This window comes from Bacteroidales bacterium, assembly GCA_013141385.1.
Lineage (GTDB): Bacteria > Bacteroidota > Bacteroidia > Bacteroidales > Tenuifilaceae > UBA8529.
This window is the reverse complement of sequence record JABFRB010000021.1, coordinates 150,707-172,125: the sequence shown is the minus strand read 5'-3', so window position 1 is coordinate 172,125 and position 21,419 is coordinate 150,707. Positions and strand designations below refer to the sequence as shown.

Below are 21,419 nucleotides of genomic sequence, written 5' to 3'. Positions count from 1 at the left end.
GGTGACAGGTTTCATCATCTTTGTTAGACAAACTACTGCTAGTTGCGTAACGAGGCCTAACTTTTGCAACTTATGCGTCCGCTCATTGCGCGTTTTAGCGTATTAGGTTTCACCTATACTATCGCAACTACCTCCACCTGAAAGGCAAATTGGGTTGATTGTACCTTTCATACAATTAGGTATTTGTTTGAATTATAATTTATTATGCGTGCGTTGAATTGGTGGATACAATTTGTTATGAAGGAAAAATTAGTGTGAGGGAGTGTTTCGTAGCAAGATTGGCTTTCCACACCAAAATACGGATGTAACGAATTTCAAAAAAGCACTGACTTGTTTTTACATAATTCCCATTTAAAGCCACATCAAAAATGCAAGCTATTTTAGATGCAACATATATAATCAACTATTCCGAAATTTTTTCACCAATTAATCCTTTAACTTTTTCAACAAGCGATTCCAAATCATACTCAATTGGATAAACAGGAGCTAAAAAACTAACCATAATTGGTGTTCGAAGCCTTGGCACTTTTGATCCTCTTGGAAAGGCCGAATAAGCACCAGCAATTGCAACAGGTACAATAGGAACGTTTAGTTCGCGACTTAGAATTGCAAAGGTCTTCTTAAAGTCACCTAGTTCTCCAGTTTTTGTGCGTGTACCCTCAGGGAAAAGGATAATTTTCTTTCCGCTTTTAAGTATTTCTGCAAGTTTTTGGATTGACTCCTTAAGATCATTGTTGATATCCATTACAATTACATTGTTCTTACTGGCCAAAAAACTTAAAAACCAATTGTTTACATGTTTCTTTTTAGCGTAAAAGTAGGTTGATTTAAAGGTTTTGCGTTTAATGAAAGATGCTACAAGTAGCCCATCCAGAAAACTTTGGTGGTTTGGCGCAATTATGCAGGGTCCTTCGGGAATATTTTGAGTACCCTCGCCTCTGAATTTAAAGTAGATTTTAAATATTCCCTTGGCAATGCTCTTAATTATATTCTGGGTTGGCCAAGTTTTGGGCAATTTCACATGAACCTTATCCTTAAGTAATTCTGTCCAGTTTACCCCTTCAGCTTTGTGCCAAAGTTTATGCTCTCTGATATGATCAACCATTGCCCTGATCGAAGGGAATCTTAAAAGTTTATCGTTATCGAGCTTAATTCCAAATTTTGATTCAATGAAATCGATTAGCGAAAGCCTACCCAACGAATCAAGTGCAATATCGAACTCAAGATGATCATCTGGGGATATCTCCATGTCAACCTGACTCTCAATAAAGGTTTTAACTGCGTGGTACTCTTCGTTATCTGGATGTTCAGTTTTGCCCTTTTTCTTTTTAGGTTTTTCTGCCATCTCAACGAGTTTGAATCGTTGAAGTTTTAGTAGACGAGTCCTTGGAAGCTCTTCCTTAACCAATGTAAAGTGCATGATACGTTTATAGGAGCTAAGCACCTTGTTAAATTCGGGCATTACTGTTTCACGGAAGTAGAGTTCAGGATCTTTTACCCCTAAATCTGAAAGAACTTTATAATCGGGAAAAATAACCGCATTTAGCGAATCATTATGCATATAAACCCCAGCTTCCTTAATGCAGGGTGAAGCCTTATCAAGTTTTGTTTCAATTTCAACCGGGTTAATATTTTTTCCATTTGATAGAACGATTATATCCTTTTTGCGACCGGTGATAAAAAGAAATCCCTTTTTATCAATTCGCCCAAGATCACCAGTATATAACCAACCATCTTTTAGCACTTCTGCTGTTTCTTCAGCCCTATTGTAGTAGCCTTGCATAATACTTGGCCCTTTTGCAATAATCTCACCATCCCTAATTTCAACCAAAAGACCTGGGAGCGGATGACCAGGAGAACCAATTAGCACATTCCCTGGTCTTGTAAATGTAATCATAGGGGCCGCTTCGGTCATGCCAAAGCCTTCGAGAACCTCAAAACCGAGGGTTTTAAAGAAACGGCCAACCTCCTTGTTTAGTGCAGCACCACCTGCAACAAGAAACTGCAATTGACCTCCAAAACTGCGATGAACTTTTCCGAAAATCTTTTTCCCTAAAGTTTTACTACCCGTCATTCCTACAATTTTGAACAAGCTACGAGCAACAAAACTCACATCAATTTTAGCTTTTATACCCTTATAGATTAACTCATAAAATCGAGGAACACCAATCATAATAGCGATATGGTTATTCTTAAAAGTTTCCATCAAATCAGCAGATTGCATCGAGGGGGACATAACAATTGTTCCTCCAACAAAAAGAGGAGCCATCATTGTCCCAACTAATGGGAATACATGATGCAATGGAAGGAGCATAAGCACTTCTCTTTCAGGAGTGAAAATTTCGACATGCTTTGATACTCCATAAATGTTTTCAATAATACTTTTGTATGAGAGCATAACCCCTTTAGGGGTTCCGGTTGTGCCTGATGTATATATTATTACAGCTGTTTGGTCGATATTTTTCAGTTCTACAGGTTTCACCTGTTCTTCTACTTTAGGGAGTTCAATCTCCCCGATAATAAGCACTTCTGGTTTATAGGTTAACCCTTGCATTATACGTTCAAGTTCAACCTTCTGCCCAGAGCTTGAGAAAATCAGTTCAGGTTTACAATCGTTTAGAATGAACGTAACATCTTCGTTTGAAGCCATGAAGTCGACTGGAACAGCAATGCAATTATTTTGTAAAGCAGCGTAGAATGCGTAAATCCACTCAATACAATTTTCGGAGTAGATGGCTACCTTTTTGTAGTTCCTATTATTAAAAAGTTGAGAGTATTGCTCTATACTTATGAATAGTTCGCTATAGGTAACATTTTTATTCTTTGCTATAATAGCTGACTTATTAATATATTCGTTACTTATTATCATATTCTTTTAAACTTGATGTTTTTTGTTTTATGGCAAGATAATCAATTATGATATAAAATGATTAAATAATTTGGTTTGAGGAAAAAAGGAGGTGTAAAGGTAGAATTTTTATTTATTCTGTTTTCTTGATTTTTTATGGTGAATTTTACGTTTTAGTAAAAGATTATATAGTAAAAAACAGTTAGCTGCGTTAATGAAAAAGGTATAAAAAAGAAGATGCCCCACTTAAGAGGCATCTTAATAGAAAAAAAAGAATAAACATTAACCCCAATTAGTATGTTGTTTGTTGTGGATTCCAATTAGCCCAACCCGCAGTCCAATCTTCAGCACCAAATGCTCCAATGAATGTACCCGTTTTAATAAAGAAAGCATCGGTTAGTTTAGTATCTGTATAATCAGCACCAGTTAAAAGTGGTGAACCAGCTAGAGGAAGAACAACTGGAACTGTCGATTCAGTTGAGGTTAGGAACGCTCCTTTAATTTTAGCCTTTAATGGACCAACATAAGTTGTATTATTCTTTGATGCATCTGTGTACCAGTTTTGAACATCGATTGCTGTAAATGAGCTGCCTGATGGAACTTCATAGTTCAATTTCATACCAACCAAAGCGCAGTTTTTCATTTGTAAATCGCCACTTTGTGCATTAGCCCATGTGGTGCTACCATCTAAATATAATCCAGTTGGCCAACCCGCAAATACTGAATTGAATACTGAAAGTTTAGTATTTCTTCTTAAGTGCATTGAACGTTTGAAATCTGAACTATAACTTGTTTTTGTGGTTGTATCCATTGGCCCAATTAAGGTTACATTTGAAAATACTGGGCTTGTTATAGGTGAATTACCAGAACCAGTAGCATCATTATCAGATTCAAAACCATTTGAACCGGATACGTCAGCTTTTCTGTAATCGCGAAGACCAAGTAAATACTGAAGTTTGCCGCTGAAACCATTATCAGTATCGAATTCATCATCCTGACCACGGAAAGCAATAAGGTGTTTACAGTTAACCTGACCACCAAACCATTCGAATGAATCATCGCCACAATATGAAACTTGGATATAGTCAATTGTAGTACCAGAACCTACACCTGCGAATGTTAAACCATTAATCTCTTTATCGGGTTGGAAAGGATAACCACCATATTCAATACGGCAATACTTCATAATACCTGAATTGTCGGTATTATCGGTTCCGCCATAATGTGATCTTGGGCCACCTTCTACCTGTGCATCACCGCCTGTTTGATTAATAATGGCTTTTCCACAAAGGATAACACCTCCCCAGTCACCATAAGTACGAGCACCAGGAGCTTGGTTTGATGTAAAAACAATAGGATGAGCAGCTGTTCCTTGGGCATCAATTTTACCACCTTTTTCAATAATCAAACTACCCATGGTTGCTTTTTCACCTTTAATAACAGTACCTGCAGGAATTGTAAGTGTAGCGCCATTAATAACATAAACAAAACCTTTTAGAAGGTAAGTAGAGTCAGCAGAAAGTGTTCTATTCCCTTTAACTTCACCCTGCATAGTAACTTGATTACCTGCTTGACCTACTGAAACATTACAAGTAGCAGTTTTAGCACCATCGATTGTTGTTACGGTGATTGTAGCCGTTCCAATTTTAACCCCTAGTACTGTACCATCATTACCAACAGCAGCAACAGTTATGTCACTGGAACTCCATGTTACAGTTTTAGTATCCGCATCAACTGGTGCAACAGTTGCGGTTAGTAGTTTAGATTCGCCCACTTTTACTGTAAGTGTAGATTGATCTAATGTAATTCCGGTTACATTTTTATCCTCTTTTTTACAGGAAGTTAAGCCCATTGATACAATGGCTAACATGAGGACAACAAGATTAAAACTTTTTCTAATAGTTTTCATTTTTATCAAAATTTAATTTGTGAATTCATTTTATGCAAAGTTGAGGGTTAGTATTTAGCTTGAGTTTAATCCTGAGTTAAATAATCATTAATTAATCGTTTAAATAACAATAACTTAACATTGATAATATTTATTTAACGTTAACTCTTAAAACTTATATGATAGGCCTAATGAGAAAATAGTTCCTTTTTGGAATTCTTTTGTATTTAGGTTTCTTGTAACCTGAGCATTTTCAGAAGTTTTAAAGAAGCTAAAACTTTGTTGGTATCTGTACTTTTCGTTTAGTAGATCCTTGATTCCACCTTTCAGCTCAAAATGCTTACCTATTTTTTTAGTAATAGTAATATCTATAAGATTATGAGGCATTTCGTAAAGATCGGGAATATTATCTTGGGGGTTCTGAGCTAATTGTCCAACGACAATAATTCTTTTTCCCATTATGTTATAAAGTATGCTAACTGCTAGCCCATTGGATGGGTTTTGGTAAAAAATACCCGCATTAGCAATATAAGGTGATTGTCCGTATAATGGTCTATTTTTTTCAGTGGTATTCGATGGGAAAATAACCTTACTATTAATTAATGAACCGTTCAAAACAACGCTAAAGTTTTTAAGGATTGAAATAAATTCAAGACTTCTTCTTATATCTAGCTCAACTCCCATACTCTTTGCGCCATTTGCATTATTAAATGAGTATTGTAATCCACTACCTGCATCAACGTATACCATTTCAATAGGATTATAGAATGATTTATAGAACAGGGCTAATGAAAAAGTCTCGGTGGATGATGGATAATTTTCAAAACGAAGATCGAAATTTTGTATTGTAGCATCCTTTAAACCAGGATTTCCAGAGTAACCTGCAACATCGTTAAAATCGTAAAAAACGAATGGAGCAATTTCACGAAACTCTGGACGGTTAATTGAACGTCCACAAGCAAAACGAATCACATTTTTATCGTTGATTTTATAGCTGATATTTGCAGATGGAAATAGGTTAAATCGATTATTATCAACTTTAACAGGAGTACTCACCCCGGGTTCAAAACTGGAAAGAGTCATCCTATTTTGTTCTGCTCTTACCCCAAAGTAAAGGTTAAGTTTTAGCGTGAAAGGCATATTTAAACCCATGTAACCTGCAATCAATGTATTGTCTGATTTATAGGAATCAGATTTATTCGTTGATTCTGTAATCTTTAGCCCATTGGAGTAGTCAAAATTCTCATCCTTAAATATTTGATCGAAAGGGAGGGAAAGAAAATCGGATGTTGGGTAGAAATTACTTCCATTGGCATAACCTATATTTCGGGCATTAAACTTACGGTTTTTATACTCCAGATAGTAACCGAACTTTAACATAGGGGGCAGATGACCAAAATCGAAATATCTCTCATAGTTTACCCCGTTAGAGAAAATGTGTTCGTGGTTATCAAGGTATAAGCGTCCTGCTAATCGTGGGTTGGCTGTATTTGGTAGTGCAAGTTCGTAATTGCCGGTATTCTCATTTAGTTTTGTGGTTAAAACCTTTCTATCTGGTTCTAGGCGATTTGCGTAAGCGTAACCAACATTCCAATCAAGTTTTGATATGCCTTCAATAGAGGTATGCTCCCCACTTAATTGTCCAGAATAAGTTGATCGGCTCATAAAACGGTGCTCATATGAGCGGATAGCGATGCTACTATAATAATCGTAACCATCTCTTAATGTTGTTCTTGTAAAACTAGATTGATTGAATAGATTTCGAAATTCAATTTTATTATTTCGGTTAATATAAAGTGCCCAACTATGAAGTAGATTAAACTTAACGTTGTTTGTATACTGATTATCTTCATACTTAAACCTATAGCTTGGTAAATCATCAAGAATGTTGTATGAGGTAAAACTATTATTGTTGATTGGGTTATAGTCTAGAGAATTGCTATAGCTTAAGGATGAGGTATTACCAAGCATCGCATTTTTAAACTTTATTTTTCTTCCTAGTGTTATTCCAAACTTTTGATCAGGGCGAGCAGTTGAGGATGTAGCAGTCAAGTTTTTGTTAAAAGCTTTGCTCAAATCATTAATTGTGCTTGGATCTGTTACTAATTTTAAATCCGATGGAAAGCCTTTGGGTAAAGCCCTTGTACCATCATCGAATCCAAGCCAGTCCATTTTACCTCCTTTATAGCTATAGAAATCCTTGAATGTTGAACTGGTTCTATAGGAGGATGAGTAATCAATATTAGTAAAATTTTCTACAGGCATATTCTTGGTGGTTATTTTAATGAACCCACCTGTAAACTCAGCGGGAAATTCTGGTGCTGCCGATTTATAAATCATAATATTCTCAATCAGACCGCTAGGTATCACATCGAAGGAAAATGATTTTACATCCGTTTCGCTACTTGGGGTTGCCGCATTGTTCAACCATACATTATTATATCTTTGATTTAACCCCCTAACAATTATAAATCGATCGTCAATTATTGTAATCCCCGGAACACGTCTAACAACTTCAGAAGCATCCTTGTCCTGAGAACGCTGTATTTGTTGTCCAGAGATACTGCTTACTAATAGTGGGCTTGATTTTATTGACGAAATCATCATTTCATCGGTGTTTGTCCTACGCTTTCCGCTTACCACTACTTCATCAATGCTAACATCGGAGGCATCCATAAGGATATTCTGTTGAGTGGTTTTATTGGCTTCAACAATTATATTTTCAATCAGTATCGGGTAATAACCAACGTATGATATTTTTATAAAGTGTTTTCCTGGGTTGATATTGGTTATCTGGTATTGACCATCAACATTTGTAACTGCACCCTTGGTGGTACCATCAATTAGTATTCCTGTACCAATTAGGGTCTCATTTGTTTTTTTATCAATTACAAACCCTTCTATTGAGCCTGTTTGAGCGAAAAGAGAACTCGAAATTCCACAAGTGATGATTAAAACGGGAAGGATTCTTCTTAGAAAACGCTGTACGGTAATAAGTCCTTTTTGCAACATGTTATTTGAGTTAATTAATGATGCAAAGGAAGACTATCAATATTAGCTGAATATTAAAATCAGGTTAATAAAAAGAGAAGGATTAAAGCGAGTAACTATTCGAGCTGGTATCCAATCCCCTTAGTCGTTTTTATATATCCCAACCCTATTTCCTGTCGGATTTTACTAATGTAAACATCTATAGTGCGCCCGCCTACCTTGCAATTTTTTCCCCATAGAAACTCATAGATTCTTTTGCGTGAAAAAACTTTTGATGGTTTCGACAACAAGAACTACAGCAAGACTCTAACTTATAAACAGCAAAAAGCGAAGCTTTAGGGCTTCGCTCAAACCAAATACGAACAGGATTATTCTTAATTAACCGTTTCCTGCTCACTAGCTACCTCATGGGATGCGGAGCTCTTCTTCGGACTCTCAGAGCGGGTATCAGCAGCTTTCACCGTAGCCAGCGAACGGACAATTAGCTCGCTAAGCACCGTTTCAAGATCCGTAAGATCACGAGTAGGTGCGGATGAGTTGAGCAGTGAGATAAACGTGAAAAGCGATTTTAATGAGTTTGTTAATGAGGGGCGTACATCCCATATTGTAAGCTCGTTGGTTGGGGCACTCTTTACGTTCTGGTGGGAGGTTTCCTCAAATGCCTTCTGATCGGCTTCCAGCTCGGCAAGGAGCTCCTCGGCGTTTAGGAATGTAATTTCGGTAGCGCATTTGCCTCGCAGCTCGGAGGTGATATTATTTATAGCTGCCGATTCTGCCTTATATCCCATTGAGGCAGCACTCCACCCATGGCGGCGGATTACCTCAAGTATTTTTGACGATGCGTACGACCATCCCTCCTTGGTTCGGTAGTTCATTGCCTCCATGTAGGTGCGTAGTACCAAAAATGAGGCATCGCGAAGGGCATCCTTCTCGGCTAGCAGCCGGGTGTAGGGATTCTTCCTGGCACGCTCAAGGGCATTCTGGTAAAGGGAAAGCTGCTGGTTGGCCTTATCCAGAAAGGGAACCAACGTTGGAATTTTTGATCGTTTCTCCTCCACAATGGTTAATGCCCCCTTGGTAAAGGTAAAAAGCTCATCGCTTGGGAAAAGTGAAAAGTTTACGGTACTAATCATAGCTGTAATTTTTTTGGTTAAACATTGCGTTTACTGTATTCAGTAAAACTTGAATTAATGATAAAATTGTATTTTAAAGGCGAATAATTTTGCGGGGATATTTCCGTACCCTTCCGCTACTGGTAGGACGTTCCCCACGGTTCGGCACAGACCAAAAGTTATGCCAATAATAGAAAAGTATGCAATTCGGGATTGTTTAGATGCTACCTACGGGAGATTTAATCCCTCCCAAACCGTGCGGGAGGAACTTTATCCCCACCAGATAATTTCCAAACGGTTTTGAGACACCTTGGGGGAATTTAACCCCTTCCCAAACCGTTTGGGAAGAACCTCTTTTTCACCAGCTAGCTCCCAAACGGTTTAGAAGTACTTCCAGAAGATTTAACCCCCTCCCAAACCGTTTGGATGGAGTCCTATTTCCACCAGATCGCTCCCAAACGAATGGTAAACTATCCCGCTCAGCTTATGAAAAATAAAAAAATAAAAGAATAGCTAAATTTAGCTTACGGGTAATTCATCAACGGTAAAAAAGAGCTCTTGGACTTAAAAGCTGAGGTAAATATGTTTAAACTATCTATATTTTTATCCCGATGTTATTTTTAGAATCCATTAAACTATTTACCTTCACACATAAATAATATTTTAGCAAACGAATCTTCTAAAACACTAAATACGTATTTAGTGCTACTTATATTAACAAAATAATTTGGTTTACTTGTTGTCTTAATGTTTTTTATTAATATTGTAATCATTAATATACACCGTAAATAAAATATACTATATATGAGCTTAGAGATTAACAGAGATATGATTAAAGCTTTTATACTAAATGAGCTTTCAGAAGAAAATATGTCATTAGTTGCGAATGCATTAATCAAGGATGAGCGTTTAGCAAAAATCCATCAGGAAGAAAAATTTAAAATCGATACGAAGCGTTACTATGATAATGAGATGAACCCAGCCCAGCGACTTGAGTACGAGAGCAGGTTAATAAAAAATATGGAGCTTTTCAGTAAGGTTGATCAGCCTAAGGAAACAAGTAGCTCTTCGGAGGAGCTTCTTCTAAAAAAACAGCTGGAGGAAGCTTTTAAAAACTACAATGCATCTCAGGAACAACCTAGCATAAACACCCCTAGTATTACCATAATAAAGAAAACTTCTATAAGTAATAGATCTAAATACTGGTTTGCCGCTGCATCAATACTAGTAATGCTTATTGTGGGTATAACAATAGGCTACAATATGCAATCCAGCGATCCTTTGGAGGACAGGCTATATGCAGAATATTACGCCCCGCTTAGTCAGCAAGATTTTTACCTATTCAATAACAACGCTCTAGGAGTTGCCAAGCAGAAGTATATGGAGGGTGATTATAATAATGCAATCCTACTTTTGAAGGACTTACCCTCTTATATAAACATTGAAGCTGAACGAAACTTATTTATTGGTTTTACCCTGATGGAGACTGGCGATTTTAAACTTGCCACCGGCTATCTTGAGGAGGTTTTGGCTAGCCGTAAACAACTCGAATACACCCCAAAGGTTAGATGGTACCTTGGGCTCTGCTACCTTAAGATTGGTGACAGGAATAAGGCTATTGATACTTTTAGGTCAATAGTGGAAAGGAATGATTACAATTACAAGAAAGCCAAGCAAATTCTTAAAGAACTTCGTGGTTAATTTCCTATTTCTTGAACAAAGACCTTCCAGCGTTGCCCAACCTGGAAGAGTCTGCAAATAGCTATTTTACCACTCCACTCAACAACCCCCTTATCGTTCTCCGTTTCCAAACAAGGATGATTAGGGTCATTATGATACTGGCAACAAGTATCACTTTCTTTAGAATCCAATAGCGATAAAGCGCATTCTGATTTCCGCTTACAGCTATGCCAGCCCAGTAGCGTGGGTGCGTATCAACAGGATCATCAGTGGTAAGGTACTTCAGCTTGGCTTGCCGTAAAGCCTCATCCTTCCGCATTCCCTTTAGCAGGTTCATGTAGTAATTGTTCAGTATATCATTGGTGGATCTATCCGCTGCTGCCCAAAGCGACATCACCACCGATTGGCTGCCAGCGTACATAAAGCTTCGGCTTATGCTTAGCACCCCTTCCCCTTCCAATAAACGTCCCGAACCAGAATAGCACGAACCTAGCACCACCATTTGGGCGTTCATCTGCATGTTATAAACCTCCCATGCGTACAGGTAGCCATCGTCGGTGGAATCGGTTGGTGTGGACAGAGCAAGCTTTGAGTTGGCTGGGTTAAGGGTATCCTCCAGCCCATGCGCGTAGAAATGGACGATACCGTATCTATTGCAGTATTTCTTAAAATTCGCCTCCGTTGCATTGCTTCCCGTTAGGGATTTTCCCTGCGTTAGCAGGGCTAACTTCCTTACGCTCCGCATCCCCCTAGGAATACTCTTTAGCGAGTCCCTAGAGTTTTTATAATCTGGCGCAACCCCAAGGAAATTAGGAGAACCTTTGTAATCGTTGTTCAGGGAATTGCTGTAAAGGGTGGCGGAGTAGGCGTAGCCAATGGGGTATTTCCTAAGCAGGTACAATTCAGTGCCGTAGTTGCACCTATCGTTATCCCTGTAAGGCGTATCGGTAAAAGCCTCAAAAGGGGTAAGGCCTAGCTTTCCATCGGGGATTATCAGCAGGTTTTTCCCTTTCAGCAGGTGTTCAACGGGGAGTACAAGTTTACTGTAAAGGGTATACGCTGCATCCTTATAATCCCTGTAATCCGTTGAGTACCCGCTGTGCAGGGCGTAAATAAAAAAATCGAGCTTTGAGCGGAAAATGCTATCGGTTTCCTGTTTCAGGAGTAAGAATGTATCTCTGGTTATAGCAAAGGTGTACAACTCCTTATCACTCATAACGTATTCGAGTACAGCCTCACTTTTGCTCATTGCCTTTTGCAGTTGCGGTATGCTTACCACCTGATTGTTGTACTTTTGTTTGTAGTATGTTGGGTAGCTGCTTTCTAAATCCACCATGAGTTGCTCGCTTTCCCTTACCAAACTGAACAGCTCGGCATTCAGCTTTTCCAGCTTGTCGGTACTTGGGCGTTCCTGCTTGCTCTCCTCGTTTATGGTGTACTGAAGGCTACTAATCCGCTCTTTAATTCTAAGCTCCCTGCTGGTTACGCTATCGGGAATATCCGCTCTACTCCGTGCCATGTTCTCGCTCTGGAGCTGACGCAGAACGCCGTACTTGCCCCGCTCTGCAAACTCGAAGGCAAGGGCTTTGTACCCCACATCATTCGTTTGTTGGTATAGCTGGTAGGCAATAGTCACAATGGCAGTAAACACCTCGTGCTCGTGCGATGAGATTTGCAGCTTAGAGCTCTCGTAGGAGTACCCCATACGAAGTTTCTCAATATAACCCGCCGTAAGCTGATAGGTTTCCAGAGCAGACACGAGGTAATCTGTGCTATGCAATTGCTTTGAATAGGTAACAAGGGCTTGCGCTTTGGCTTTTAGTATTTCAATCAGCTTAATATCGGGGAAAACCTCGCTCTTTGGGTTAGCCAGAATTGATGTATCGTTGAATGGGTAAACTTTGGCAGCTAGCGATTGCTGGTAATACGATAATGCCCTGCGGTAATCCTTGCTGGCGTAGCAGTAATTACCCATATCCATTAAGCATGTGGAGGTGTACGAGTGCTTTAGCCCAACCGTTTGGGATAAAACTTGGTAAGCCTTGGTGTAATACTCCCAGCTCTTTGCCAAATCGTTTATTACTAACAAGTACTGCGCATAGTTGATATACGACACAGCCATTTTGTAGTGCTGTAATCCGTACCCACTTGTATAGCACTGGATGGATAGGAGATGATAATGGTTCGCTTCGCTTAATCTTCCTAATTTTTGGTATACCAAGCCAACATTATAGTACGTATCGCCTACATCTTTTACATTGAACTCCTTCGCCAATTGCAAACTTTTTAAATAGTAGGATAATGATTTCTCCCATTGACTTATTTTATAGTAAGCTAAACCTAAATTATGGTATATATAGACTATCCTTTGAATATTCTCTTTTTGGGAATTGTCTTCTAATTCAGATAAAGCAAAGTTATTATAGCTAATCGCTTTGTTATACTCCCCTTGCAATGCGTATAAACCTCCTAGATTATTATATACTATTGCTTTACTGTTTTTATCCGACTCTGCTTCTAATGCCTTACTATAACACTCTATTGCTGCTGTGATACTTCCCTGTCTTCTATATAAAACCCCAAGGGTGTTATATAGCTTGAAGAACTTTGGTTTGAAATCTAAACTGTCATCCTTTTTAATTCGAAGTATCTCCTCAAGCAAAGGGATTGCTTTCTGATTTTCTCCAATATCTATATACCACCACGCCCTATCGTACACGTTTTTCACATAAGTTGTATCGGGTGAAATGCCTATGGCGTTGCTAGCCGTAAGGATAAGAAAGTAAGTTATTAGAAAAATTTTCACAATAATATCCACTTAAGCCTATATTTGAAGCAAAGATATTCTCTTTTACAAATAGTTTGATGTTCAACCAAAAAATCTAAAAACCATGAAAACAAAGAAAAACATGAACGCTGCAATTGTGTTAACACCTAAACAGATGACTAAAATCTTAGGTGGAGAAGAAGCTACAATCAAAGAAATAATTGAAAAGTAATTGTTTAACTAAAAAAACAGAAACCATGAAAACTGAAAAAACAAAGAAGAACATGAACACAATCGCTGTGTTAACCTCTAAGCAGATGACCAAGATTATCGGGGGAGACGGATTTCCAACAGGTAAATTAATAATAGAAAAATAATCATTATTTTCTATAGCCTTAATTTTAAAGCCCTGAATGAATTCAGGGTTTTAATCGTTTTGTTTATGTGAGTTGTATCACCAAATTTTGGTATAATACTCCTAAAATATTATACAGTTTAAAGTACTGCGGATTAAAATCTACTGAACTGCTTTTCTTGATTGCCACAATCTCTTCCAGTAGAGGAATAGCTTTGCCATTATTCCCCGACTCGATATATTCTCGTGCCTTATCATACGTTTTCTTTATATAAGTTGTATCGGAGGGAATACATAATATTTTGATACTTATAATACTAAAAGTGCAAAATACCAAAAGAAGTTTCATAATAATGCTTGCTTAAAGCCTATATTTGAAGCAAAGATATACTTTTTTAATGTTGAACTTTAAAAAACAGAAACCATGAAAACTAAAATTGTAAAGAAAAACAAGAAAACTTTAAAGGTTTTAACCCCAAAGCAAATGGTGAAGATTTCAGGTGGTGAAGAAGCCACACCCAAAGATTATATCTGGAAATAATCTATTCTATTTAATGTTGAACTTTAAAAAACAGAAACCATGAAAACAAAAAGTACAAAAAAAAGCATGAACACACTAAACATGTTAACCCCAAAACAAATGGTGAAGATTTCAGGTGGCGAAGAAGCTACGCCAAAAGATTTTATTAAGTACTAAGAAATAATTTATTCTTTTAAGGAATTAGATTAATGTTTAACCTAAAAAGCAGCAATTATGAAAACAAAAAATTCAAAGAAAAACATGAACACATTGGTTGTGTTAGTTCCAAGTCAAATGAGTAAAATTACTGGTGGAGACCCTCAACCAATAGATTTTATTAAGTACTAAAAATAATTTATTCTTTTAATAAATTAGATTAATGTTTAACCTAAAAAGCAGCAATTATGAAAACTAAAAATGTAATGAAAAACATCAACACTTCAAACATGTTAACCCCAAAACAAATGGGTAAAATTATTGGTGGAGAACCTCAACCAATAGATTTTATTGTGAAATAATCTATTCTTTTATAAGTAATTTAATGTTGAACTTAAAAACTAGAAACCATGGAAACAAAAAAATCAAAGAAAAACATGAACACGTTGGTTGTGTTAACCTCTAAGCAGATGACCAAGATTATCGGGGGAGACGGATTTCCAACAGGCAAAGAAATAATTGAAAAATAGTTATTTAACTTAAAAAACCAGAAACTATGAAAACAAAAAAGGTACAAAGCATGAGCACATTAGTTGTGTTAACATCTAAGCAAATGGCAAAGATTGCTGGAGGTGATTCTGGAGAAGTTACAGTAAAAGATTTTATTAAGTACTAAGAAATAATTTATTCTTTTAAGGAATTAGATTAATGTTTAACCTAAAAAGCAGCAATTATGAAAACAAAAAAATCAAGGAATAACATCAACACGTTGGTTGTGTTAACTCCAAAACAAATGAGTAAAATTACTGGTGGAGAAGGTTTTCCAACAATCAAAGAAATAATAGAAAAATAATCTTAATTTTTTTTGAACGGACGTTAAAATCCTAGAAAACATGAAAACAAAAAAGACACAAAGCATGAGCAAATTAGTTGTGTTAACTCCTAAGCAAATGATTAAGATTACTGGAGGTGATGGATTTCCAATAGGTATAGAAATAATTGAAAAATAACTTTAACTTTCTTTAATCGCCGATAGTTTTCCTAAGCCGCCAGAAGATAGGAAGAGCTATTCTGCTGTTTTGAGTATGCTGTAAGAGTTCTGACCTTGTCCTTTAGTATTTCAATCAGTTGGATATTAGGAAGAACTTCGCCTTTGGGGTTCGCCAGAATTGATGTATCGTTGAATGGGTAAACTTGGGCTATAAGCGATTGCTGGTAGTACGACAATGCTCTGCGGTAATCCTTTCTGGAGTAACAGTAATCACCCATACTTATAAAGCAGGTGGAGGTGTACGGGTGCTTTAGCCCAACGGTTTGGGATAAAACTTGGTAAGCCTTGGCGTAGTACTCCCAACTCTTTGCCAAATTGTTTACTGCTAGCAGGTACTGTGCGTAGTTGATATAGGACACAGCCGTTTTGTAGTGCCGTAATCCATACTCATTCGTATAGCACTGGATGGATAGGAGATGATACTGGTTCGCTTCGCTTAATCTTCCTAATTTTTGGTACACCAAACCAGTATTATAGTACGTATCACCTAGTTCACTTATATGATTCTCCTTTGCTTTAGTTATGCTTCTCTGATAATAGTATAACGATTTTTCCCACAGACCCGCTTTATAGTATGCAAAGCCCAAGTTATGGTATATCATAAAGACTTTTTTTCCAGACAGATGTTTTGACTTCTCAAATAGAGCTAATGCGTAGGAGTAGTAGTTTATTGCTTTAGCGTATTCACCCTGTTTGAAATAAAGTGCACCAAGATTTCCGTACATTAAAGATTTTTCATCGTTATCATTTGTAGCATCCAATGCCTTGCGGTAATAATCCAATGCAGTTTGAAAACGCCCCGAATTTTGGTACAATACCCCCAAAATATTATACAACTTAAAGTATTGAGGATTAAAATCTACTGAACTGTTTTTTTTGATTGCAACAATCTCTTCCAATAGAGGGATGGCTTTGCCGTTATTCCCAGATTCAATATATTCCCACGCTTTATCCTACGTTTTCTTTATATAAGTTGTATCGGAGGGAGTACATAATGTTTTGATACCTATAATACTAAAAGTGCAAAATATCAGAAGAAATTTCATAATGATGCTTGCTTAAGTCTATATTTGATGCTAATATATTACGTTTTATTTATAGACTATTGTTTAATTTTAAAAAAATGAAATCATGAAAACAAAAAGTACAAAAAAAATCATGAACGCACAGATTGGGTTAACTTCAAAGCAAATGGCTAAGATTTCGGGTGGTGGTGAACCTATACCTTCTGGAGAAGGTACAGTAAAAGATTTTATTTTTAAATAAATCACTCTATTACAAATAGTTTAATGTTGAACTTAAAAAATTAAAAACCATGAAAACAAAAAGCACAAAAAAAAACTTGAATACATTAACCGTGTTAACCCCAAAACAAATGGTGAAGATTTCAGGTGGTGAAGAAGCTACGCCAAAAGATTTTATTAAGTACTAAGAAATAATTTATTCTTTTAAAGAATTAGATTAATGTTTAACCTAAAAAGCAGCAATTATGAAAACAAAAAATTCAAAGAAAAACATGAACACGTTGGTTGTGTTAGCTCCAAAGTAAATGACTAAGATTAGCGGAGGTGACCCTCAACCAATAGATTATATTTGGAAATAATCTACATTAAAAGTTTAATGTTTAACCTAAAAAGCAGCAATTATGAAAACTCTAAGAAAAGGTTAAAGCCGTAAAAAATTTAGTTCTAATGGTACAGAATTTTAAGTTGTATAGCTTAAAAAGAAGCCCTACAAAAAAGAACTGCACCCCAGTTGTTATATACAACTTTTAGGGTGCGGTTTGGAGTAGGGCTTTTTAGCTTTTAGCTAGTGCTTTACAACCAGCTGTTGCCTATATACATTTTTTCCATCATTTATTTCAACAATGTAAACCCCATTGTTTAGATTACCAACTGGTAGAGTAACCGACTCACCCGATTTATTAAGCGTAGTTTTTAACGCGCCAAAACTATCTAAAACACGGATTGTATAGGCTTTCGTTGAGATGTATTTTGAGGCTAGAGCCGTTGTACCTGTTGAGCTATTACCCATTGAAGAGGCATTATCTGCACTACCAATTGTTAACGTAATATTATCCGATGCTGGATTAGGGAAAATGGTAAAACCGTAGTAGCAGGGATCTTCAACGGTTTCAGCATGACTTATACTTGACACGCCGCAGGCGTTCTCCTCTACCACATCCACGTAGTAAACATGTCCGCAGTTGTTCAGCTGCCTCTGAAAAATAACGCTGGTATTGGGTGTGGTATATTTTAAAACCCCATCCAGGTACCATTTGTACGTGTTAGCGGTGGCTACGCCATCAATGGTGGCGGTAAACCTTCTTGGGGGCGCATCAAATTCTATGGCAATAGTTCCCGGTACTGGTGAGCCCGCTGTAACATTATAGTAGCTGTAAGTACTCCCGCAGCCCGAATCGAATGTTGCCTTAACCCAGCTTGTCCCATTCCCTGTTGATGCAAATGTGGCATAGTTCCCCGATGATGACGGTTGGCTTAAATTGGGGAATCGATCCCAAGAAATGGAGCAGCTGGCAGGTAGGTTCACCGCGGTAAAGGTGGCACCCGAGGAGCATACTATGGAAGGACCTGAAATTGACGGGGTAGGCATGGTCGGTGTTGTGGTGGTAAAAAGGGTGCTTAGCTCAGATGTTCCCCCTATACTACTCACCGCTGCTATGTAAAAGCTGAATGCTTTACCTGCCGATAGCCCCGTTTTTGTATAGGAATTTGCTCCTATAGGGGTTGGTGTAATCAGGTTACGCGCATCATCGTACACGTAATAACCCGTTGCACCAGATGAATTAGGCCATGTTAGAGTAGCACTACAGTACGTGCTTGTGAATGCACAGCTGGCGGGAGGGGCTGGCGGGGTGGTAATTGTTATTTCCGAGGAAATATTCTTATTCCCAGCCAAATCAGTGGCTGTAACGGTTGCTTTATAGGTAGTGTTGGGGCTAAGAGTGCTGAATTTGTAAAAATCTCTCGTATCCTTATACGCTAACGTTGCATTCTGTACAATTGAATTATCTGACGATTTCTTCAAAGTATGGGTCAAACTTCTCATTCCATAAACCCCAGCAGTATCATTCGCAAGGGAGTAAGATGATGATAATTCCAAGGGATCAAAGCTGCTGCACCCAGAAATTGTTATAGACCTACTCGTTTTACTCGAAGGGGATATGGTGGGTTTTACGGGTGCTGAATTATCTACAATAACCTTAAATGTGGGTTTTGTAAAGGTAGGGTCGATACGGGTATTGTCCTTGTTGTAAACAATAAAAGATAGCTCGAAAGGGTACTGTCCATCGGGGGTTATGTAAGGAATTGCAGGGGGTTTAATGGTTAAGTTAAAGGTAATTGTTTTACTTGAGTCAACATTTTGGTTATTATTATCAATGGTAACCCAGCTATAATACTCGTAGAACGAGGAGTTTATATCGATGGAAACGGTATAGGGCTGGAATTTTTTAGTGATATTGCAGGTTACTGTTATAGGAACTTTAACGCTCTTTCCCGCTTGAATAGGATAGCATAAATCTCCAAATTTATTAGTTGATGGACTTTTTCCAATAAAATCATCCTGAGCAAGGGTATTGCCACCTATTACCAATAGAAGTAGAACAACACCAAAAGAGTTGAGTAATTTTTTTATCATAGCTTTAAAATTTGATTGATTTAGTAATACTTAATTTAATATTAACATGTAAAAAATTCAAAATTACAGGAAATAAAATCACTATTAACCAAGGAATATTTGTCTAATAACCTAATCTCTGAGACATCGAACGGAGTAGCCATACTGTGGATAGTTGATAGCCCAGAAGACATTGGAGGCACAGCAGTCTAAAGAAAAAAAGTATGCATAGTAAACTCCAGTAGCAGACCACCAGACACCTTCGCTACGAATGTAGTTGAAACGAGCATTGTTGTAATTCCGCCACCCACCAGGAAGTGCAGTGAACCCACTGCTATTATTGGCGGGATAAGAGTACCAATGAGCATTGCCAACCTCCTTCAACATATCCCCAGCAATGCTATTGCCAAGGGTTAAATCACCACCGCCGAGGAAGGTTACAAGGGTTGTCCAGTCGGCATCGGTGGGTACATGCCACCCCTTGGGGGCTAGGCCACGGCTATCGGATACGGTGTACCAGTTGTACAGCCCGCCGAAGGTGGCAATGCTATCAATATCTTTGGTATTGTTGTAGTAGCAGTAAGCCCCTGTTGTTAGGCTTGCCCATTCGGCATTACCCGTAACGTTGGGTATAGCCTCGCCATTACGGTACTTGGTGGTTCGCAGGTTCTCGGCTATCCACACCTGAGTGCCAATGGCTATGGTTTTATATATATTCCCATCCTGATCCGCCATTGTTCCGTACTTAAGGTTGGGGTTAAACCTAGCAGTTGTATGACCATTGGTTGGGTTGGTTGGCCCATTGTTCTCCTTGCAGCAGCTACTGATTAATAGGAGCAGCCCAAGCGTTAGTAAGTGGCTAAACATCAAACGATATTTCATGCTAATTATAATTACAAATTATATGTTATTGATTTTGCTTAAATAAAAGTATAAAAAATAAGAATATATGCAACGGAGGAGTGAACTATTTAACAGAATTTAAATGCGGGTTTTGTAAAGGTAGGGTAGATACGAGCATTGTCCTTGTTGTAAACAATAAAAGAAAGTTCGAAAGGGTACTGACCATCGGGGGTTATGTAAGGGGTTGCAGTGGGTTTAATGGTTAAGTTAAAGGTAATTGTTTTACTTGAATCAACATTTTGGCTATTATTATCGATTGTAACCCAGCTGGCATCCGAGTAAAACGAGGAGTTTATATCGATGGAAACGGTATAGGGCTGAAATTTTTTTGTGATGTTGCACGTTACTTTAATTGGAACTTTAACACTACTCCCTGCTTTTATTGGGTAGCATAGGTCTTTAAAAGGCTTTGTTGTTGGACTATATCCATCAAAATCATTTTGAGCAAAAAGATTGCTACATGTTACCAACATGAATATAATAATGCCAATGGCATTGAACAATTTTCTCATCATTGTTTTAAAGTTTAAATGGTTCAATAATAAATGTGTATGAAATTTTATTTCCATAGGTTATAAAAAGATCTAGTTCTTAATACATCGTACAGAGTATCCATAACGTGGATAGTTGATAGCCCAGAAAACACTTGATTCACTACCGTTCAAAGAAAAAAAGTATGCATAGTAAATACCTATTGAGGACCACCAACTCCCGTACAAATGAATAACGTCGAAACTACCATCATCATAGTTTCTCCACCCCCCAGCAAGCGCAGTAAAACCACTACTATTATCTGCTGGAAATGAACCCCAATGTATTCCCCCTGACTCCTTCATCATTCCACCAGCAATGCTATTGCCAAGGGTTAAATCACCATCACCTAGGTAGGTTACAAGGGTTGTCCAGTCGGCATCGGTGGGTACATGCCAGCCCTTGGGGGCTAGTCCACGGCTATCGGATACGGTGTACCAGTTATACAGCCCGCCGAAGGTGGCAATGCTATCAATATCTTTGGTATTGTTGTAGTAGCAGTAAGCCCCTGTTGTTAAGTTACCCCATTCGGCATTACCCGTAACGTTGGGTATAGCCTCGCCATTGCGGTACTTGGTGGTTCGCAGGTTCTCTGCCATCCATACCTGAGTGCCAATGGCTATGGTTTTATAGATATTCCCATCCTGATCCGCCATTGTTCCGTACTTAAGGTTGGGGTTAAACCTAGCAGTTGTATGACCATTGGTTGGGTTGGTTGGCCCATTGTTCTCCTTGCAGCAGCTACTGATTAATAAGAGTAACCCAAGCGTTGGTAAGAGGCTAAACCCCAAACGGTTCTTCTTGTCAATTATCATTACAAATTATGTGTTATTGGTTTTGCTTAAATAAAAGTATAAAAAATAAGAATATATGCAACGGAGGAGTGAACTATTTAACAGAATTTAGAGGTTTGTTGGGTAAATAAATTGTGAACATATATAGGGTGGTTATACTTTTAGTACTAAAGGTATAAGGGGT

14 protein-coding genes are annotated in these 21,419 nt (G+C 37.8%); 2 read left to right on the top strand and 12 right to left on the bottom strand.

Features of this window, described 5'->3' with window-relative positions:
* Nucleotides 1–403 precede the first annotated feature (403 nt).
* The 5 genes from HOO91_13560 to HOO91_13540 all read right to left on the bottom strand — a co-directional run bounded on the left by HOO91_13560 (nt 404) and on the right by HOO91_13540 (nt 8,602).
* Nucleotides 404–2,869 carry an AMP-binding protein gene (locus HOO91_13560; GenBank protein NOU18577.1) on the bottom strand — a complete coding sequence of 822 codons (2,466 nt, stop codon included), beginning with the start codon at nt 2,867–2,869 and terminating at the stop codon, nt 404–406.
* Nucleotides 2,870–3,140: 271 nt separating this feature from the next.
* Nucleotides 3,141–4,757: an Ig domain-containing protein gene (locus HOO91_13555; GenBank protein NOU18576.1), complete on the bottom strand. Its 1,617-nt coding sequence runs from the start codon at nt 4,755–4,757 to the stop codon at nt 3,141–3,143.
* A 147-nt stretch (nt 4,758–4,904) separates the two neighbouring features.
* Nucleotides 4,905–7,748, bottom strand: coding sequence for a TonB-dependent receptor (locus HOO91_13550; GenBank protein NOU18575.1), 2,844 nt, complete (start codon nt 7,746–7,748; stop codon nt 4,905–4,907).
* Between the two features lie 95 nt (nt 7,749–7,843).
* Nucleotides 7,844–8,014 carry a winged helix-turn-helix domain-containing protein gene (locus HOO91_13545; GenBank protein ID NOU18574.1) on the bottom strand — a complete coding sequence of 57 codons (171 nt, stop codon included), beginning with the start codon at nt 8,012–8,014 and terminating at the stop codon, nt 7,844–7,846.
* A gap of 87 nt (nt 8,015–8,101) precedes the next feature.
* Complete coding sequence (locus HOO91_13540) at nt 8,102–8,602, bottom strand: hypothetical protein (protein NOU18573.1); 501 nt, start codon at nt 8,600–8,602, stop codon at nt 8,102–8,104.
* 29 nt (nt 8,603–8,631) lie between these two features.
* Here HOO91_13540 and HOO91_13535 point away from each other — a divergent pair, with 29 nt between their 5' ends.
* Together HOO91_13535 and HOO91_13530 are read left to right on the top strand one after the other, a co-directional pair.
* On the top strand, nt 8,632–8,808 hold the full coding sequence (locus HOO91_13535; GenBank protein NOU18572.1) for a hypothetical protein: 177 nt from the start codon (nt 8,632–8,634) through the stop codon (nt 8,806–8,808).
* A gap of 835 nt (nt 8,809–9,643) precedes the next feature.
* Nucleotides 9,644–10,540: a hypothetical protein gene (locus HOO91_13530; GenBank protein ID NOU18571.1), complete on the top strand. Its 897-nt coding sequence runs from the start codon at nt 9,644–9,646 to the stop codon at nt 10,538–10,540.
* Nucleotides 10,541–10,601: 61 nt separating this feature from the next.
* Here HOO91_13530 and HOO91_13525 read toward each other — a convergent pair whose 3' ends face one another.
* From HOO91_13525 to HOO91_13495, 7 genes are all read right to left on the bottom strand, one after another.
* Nucleotides 10,602–13,325, bottom strand: coding sequence for a CHAT domain-containing protein (locus HOO91_13525; GenBank protein NOU18570.1), 2,724 nt, complete (start codon nt 13,323–13,325; stop codon nt 10,602–10,604).
* A 401-nt stretch (nt 13,326–13,726) separates the two neighbouring features.
* Nucleotides 13,727–13,990 carry a hypothetical protein gene (locus tag HOO91_13520; GenBank protein ID NOU18569.1) on the bottom strand — a complete coding sequence of 88 codons (264 nt, stop codon included), beginning with the start codon at nt 13,988–13,990 and terminating at the stop codon, nt 13,727–13,729.
* Nucleotides 13,991–15,358: 1,368 nt separating this feature from the next.
* On the bottom strand, nt 15,359–16,267 hold the full coding sequence (locus tag HOO91_13515) for a tetratricopeptide repeat protein (GenBank protein NOU18568.1): 909 nt from the start codon (nt 16,265–16,267) through the stop codon (nt 15,359–15,361).
* A 910-nt stretch (nt 16,268–17,177) separates the two neighbouring features.
* Nucleotides 17,178–19,028 (bottom strand): T9SS type A sorting domain-containing protein, encoded by a 1,851-nt coding sequence (locus HOO91_13510; protein ID NOU18567.1) that lies wholly within the window; start codon nt 19,026–19,028, stop codon nt 17,178–17,180.
* Between the two features lie 111 nt (nt 19,029–19,139).
* Nucleotides 19,140–19,889 carry a hypothetical protein gene (locus HOO91_13505; protein ID NOU18566.1) on the bottom strand — a complete coding sequence of 250 codons (750 nt, stop codon included), beginning with the start codon at nt 19,887–19,889 and terminating at the stop codon, nt 19,140–19,142.
* Nucleotides 19,890–19,978: 89 nt separating this feature from the next.
* Nucleotides 19,979–20,425 carry a hypothetical protein gene (locus HOO91_13500; GenBank protein NOU18565.1) on the bottom strand — a complete coding sequence of 149 codons (447 nt, stop codon included), beginning with the start codon at nt 20,423–20,425 and terminating at the stop codon, nt 19,979–19,981.
* Nucleotides 20,426–20,494: 69 nt separating this feature from the next.
* Nucleotides 20,495–21,256 (bottom strand): hypothetical protein, encoded by a 762-nt coding sequence (locus HOO91_13495; GenBank protein NOU18564.1) that lies wholly within the window; start codon nt 21,254–21,256, stop codon nt 20,495–20,497.
* Nucleotides 21,257–21,419 lie beyond the last annotated feature (163 nt).

Excerpts from the sequence above, each read along its gene's own strand:
- HOO91_13560 (NOU18577.1), bottom strand. The coding sequence starts at position 2,869 with ATGATAATAAGTAACGAATATATTAATAAGTCAGCTATTATAGCAAAG.
- HOO91_13555 (NOU18576.1), bottom strand. The coding sequence starts at position 4,757 with ATGAAAACTATTAGAAAAAGTTTTAATCTTGTTGTCCTCATGTTAGCC.
- HOO91_13550 (NOU18575.1), bottom strand. The coding sequence starts at position 7,748 with ATGTTGCAAAAAGGACTTATTACCGTACAGCGTTTTCTAAGAAGAATC.
- HOO91_13540 (NOU18573.1), bottom strand. The coding sequence starts at position 8,602 with ATGAACTACCGAACCAAGGAGGGATGGTCGTACGCATCGTCAAAAATA.
- HOO91_13535 (NOU18572.1), top strand. The coding sequence starts at position 8,632 with ATGAGGCATCGCGAAGGGCATCCTTCTCGGCTAGCAGCCGGGTGTAGG.
- HOO91_13530 (NOU18571.1), top strand. The coding sequence starts at position 9,644 with ATGAGCTTAGAGATTAACAGAGATATGATTAAAGCTTTTATACTAAAT.
- HOO91_13520 (NOU18569.1), bottom strand. The coding sequence starts at position 13,990 with ATGAAACTTCTTTTGGTATTTTGCACTTTTAGTATTATAAGTATCAAA.
- HOO91_13510 (NOU18567.1), bottom strand. The coding sequence starts at position 19,028 with ATGATAAAAAAATTACTCAACTCTTTTGGTGTTGTTCTACTTCTATTG.
- HOO91_13505 (NOU18566.1), bottom strand. The coding sequence starts at position 19,889 with ATGAAATATCGTTTGATGTTTAGCCACTTACTAACGCTTGGGCTGCTC.
- HOO91_13500 (NOU18565.1), bottom strand. The coding sequence starts at position 20,425 with ATGATGAGAAAATTGTTCAATGCCATTGGCATTATTATATTCATGTTG.
- HOO91_13495 (NOU18564.1), bottom strand. The coding sequence starts at position 21,256 with ATGATAATTGACAAGAAGAACCGTTTGGGGTTTAGCCTCTTACCAACG.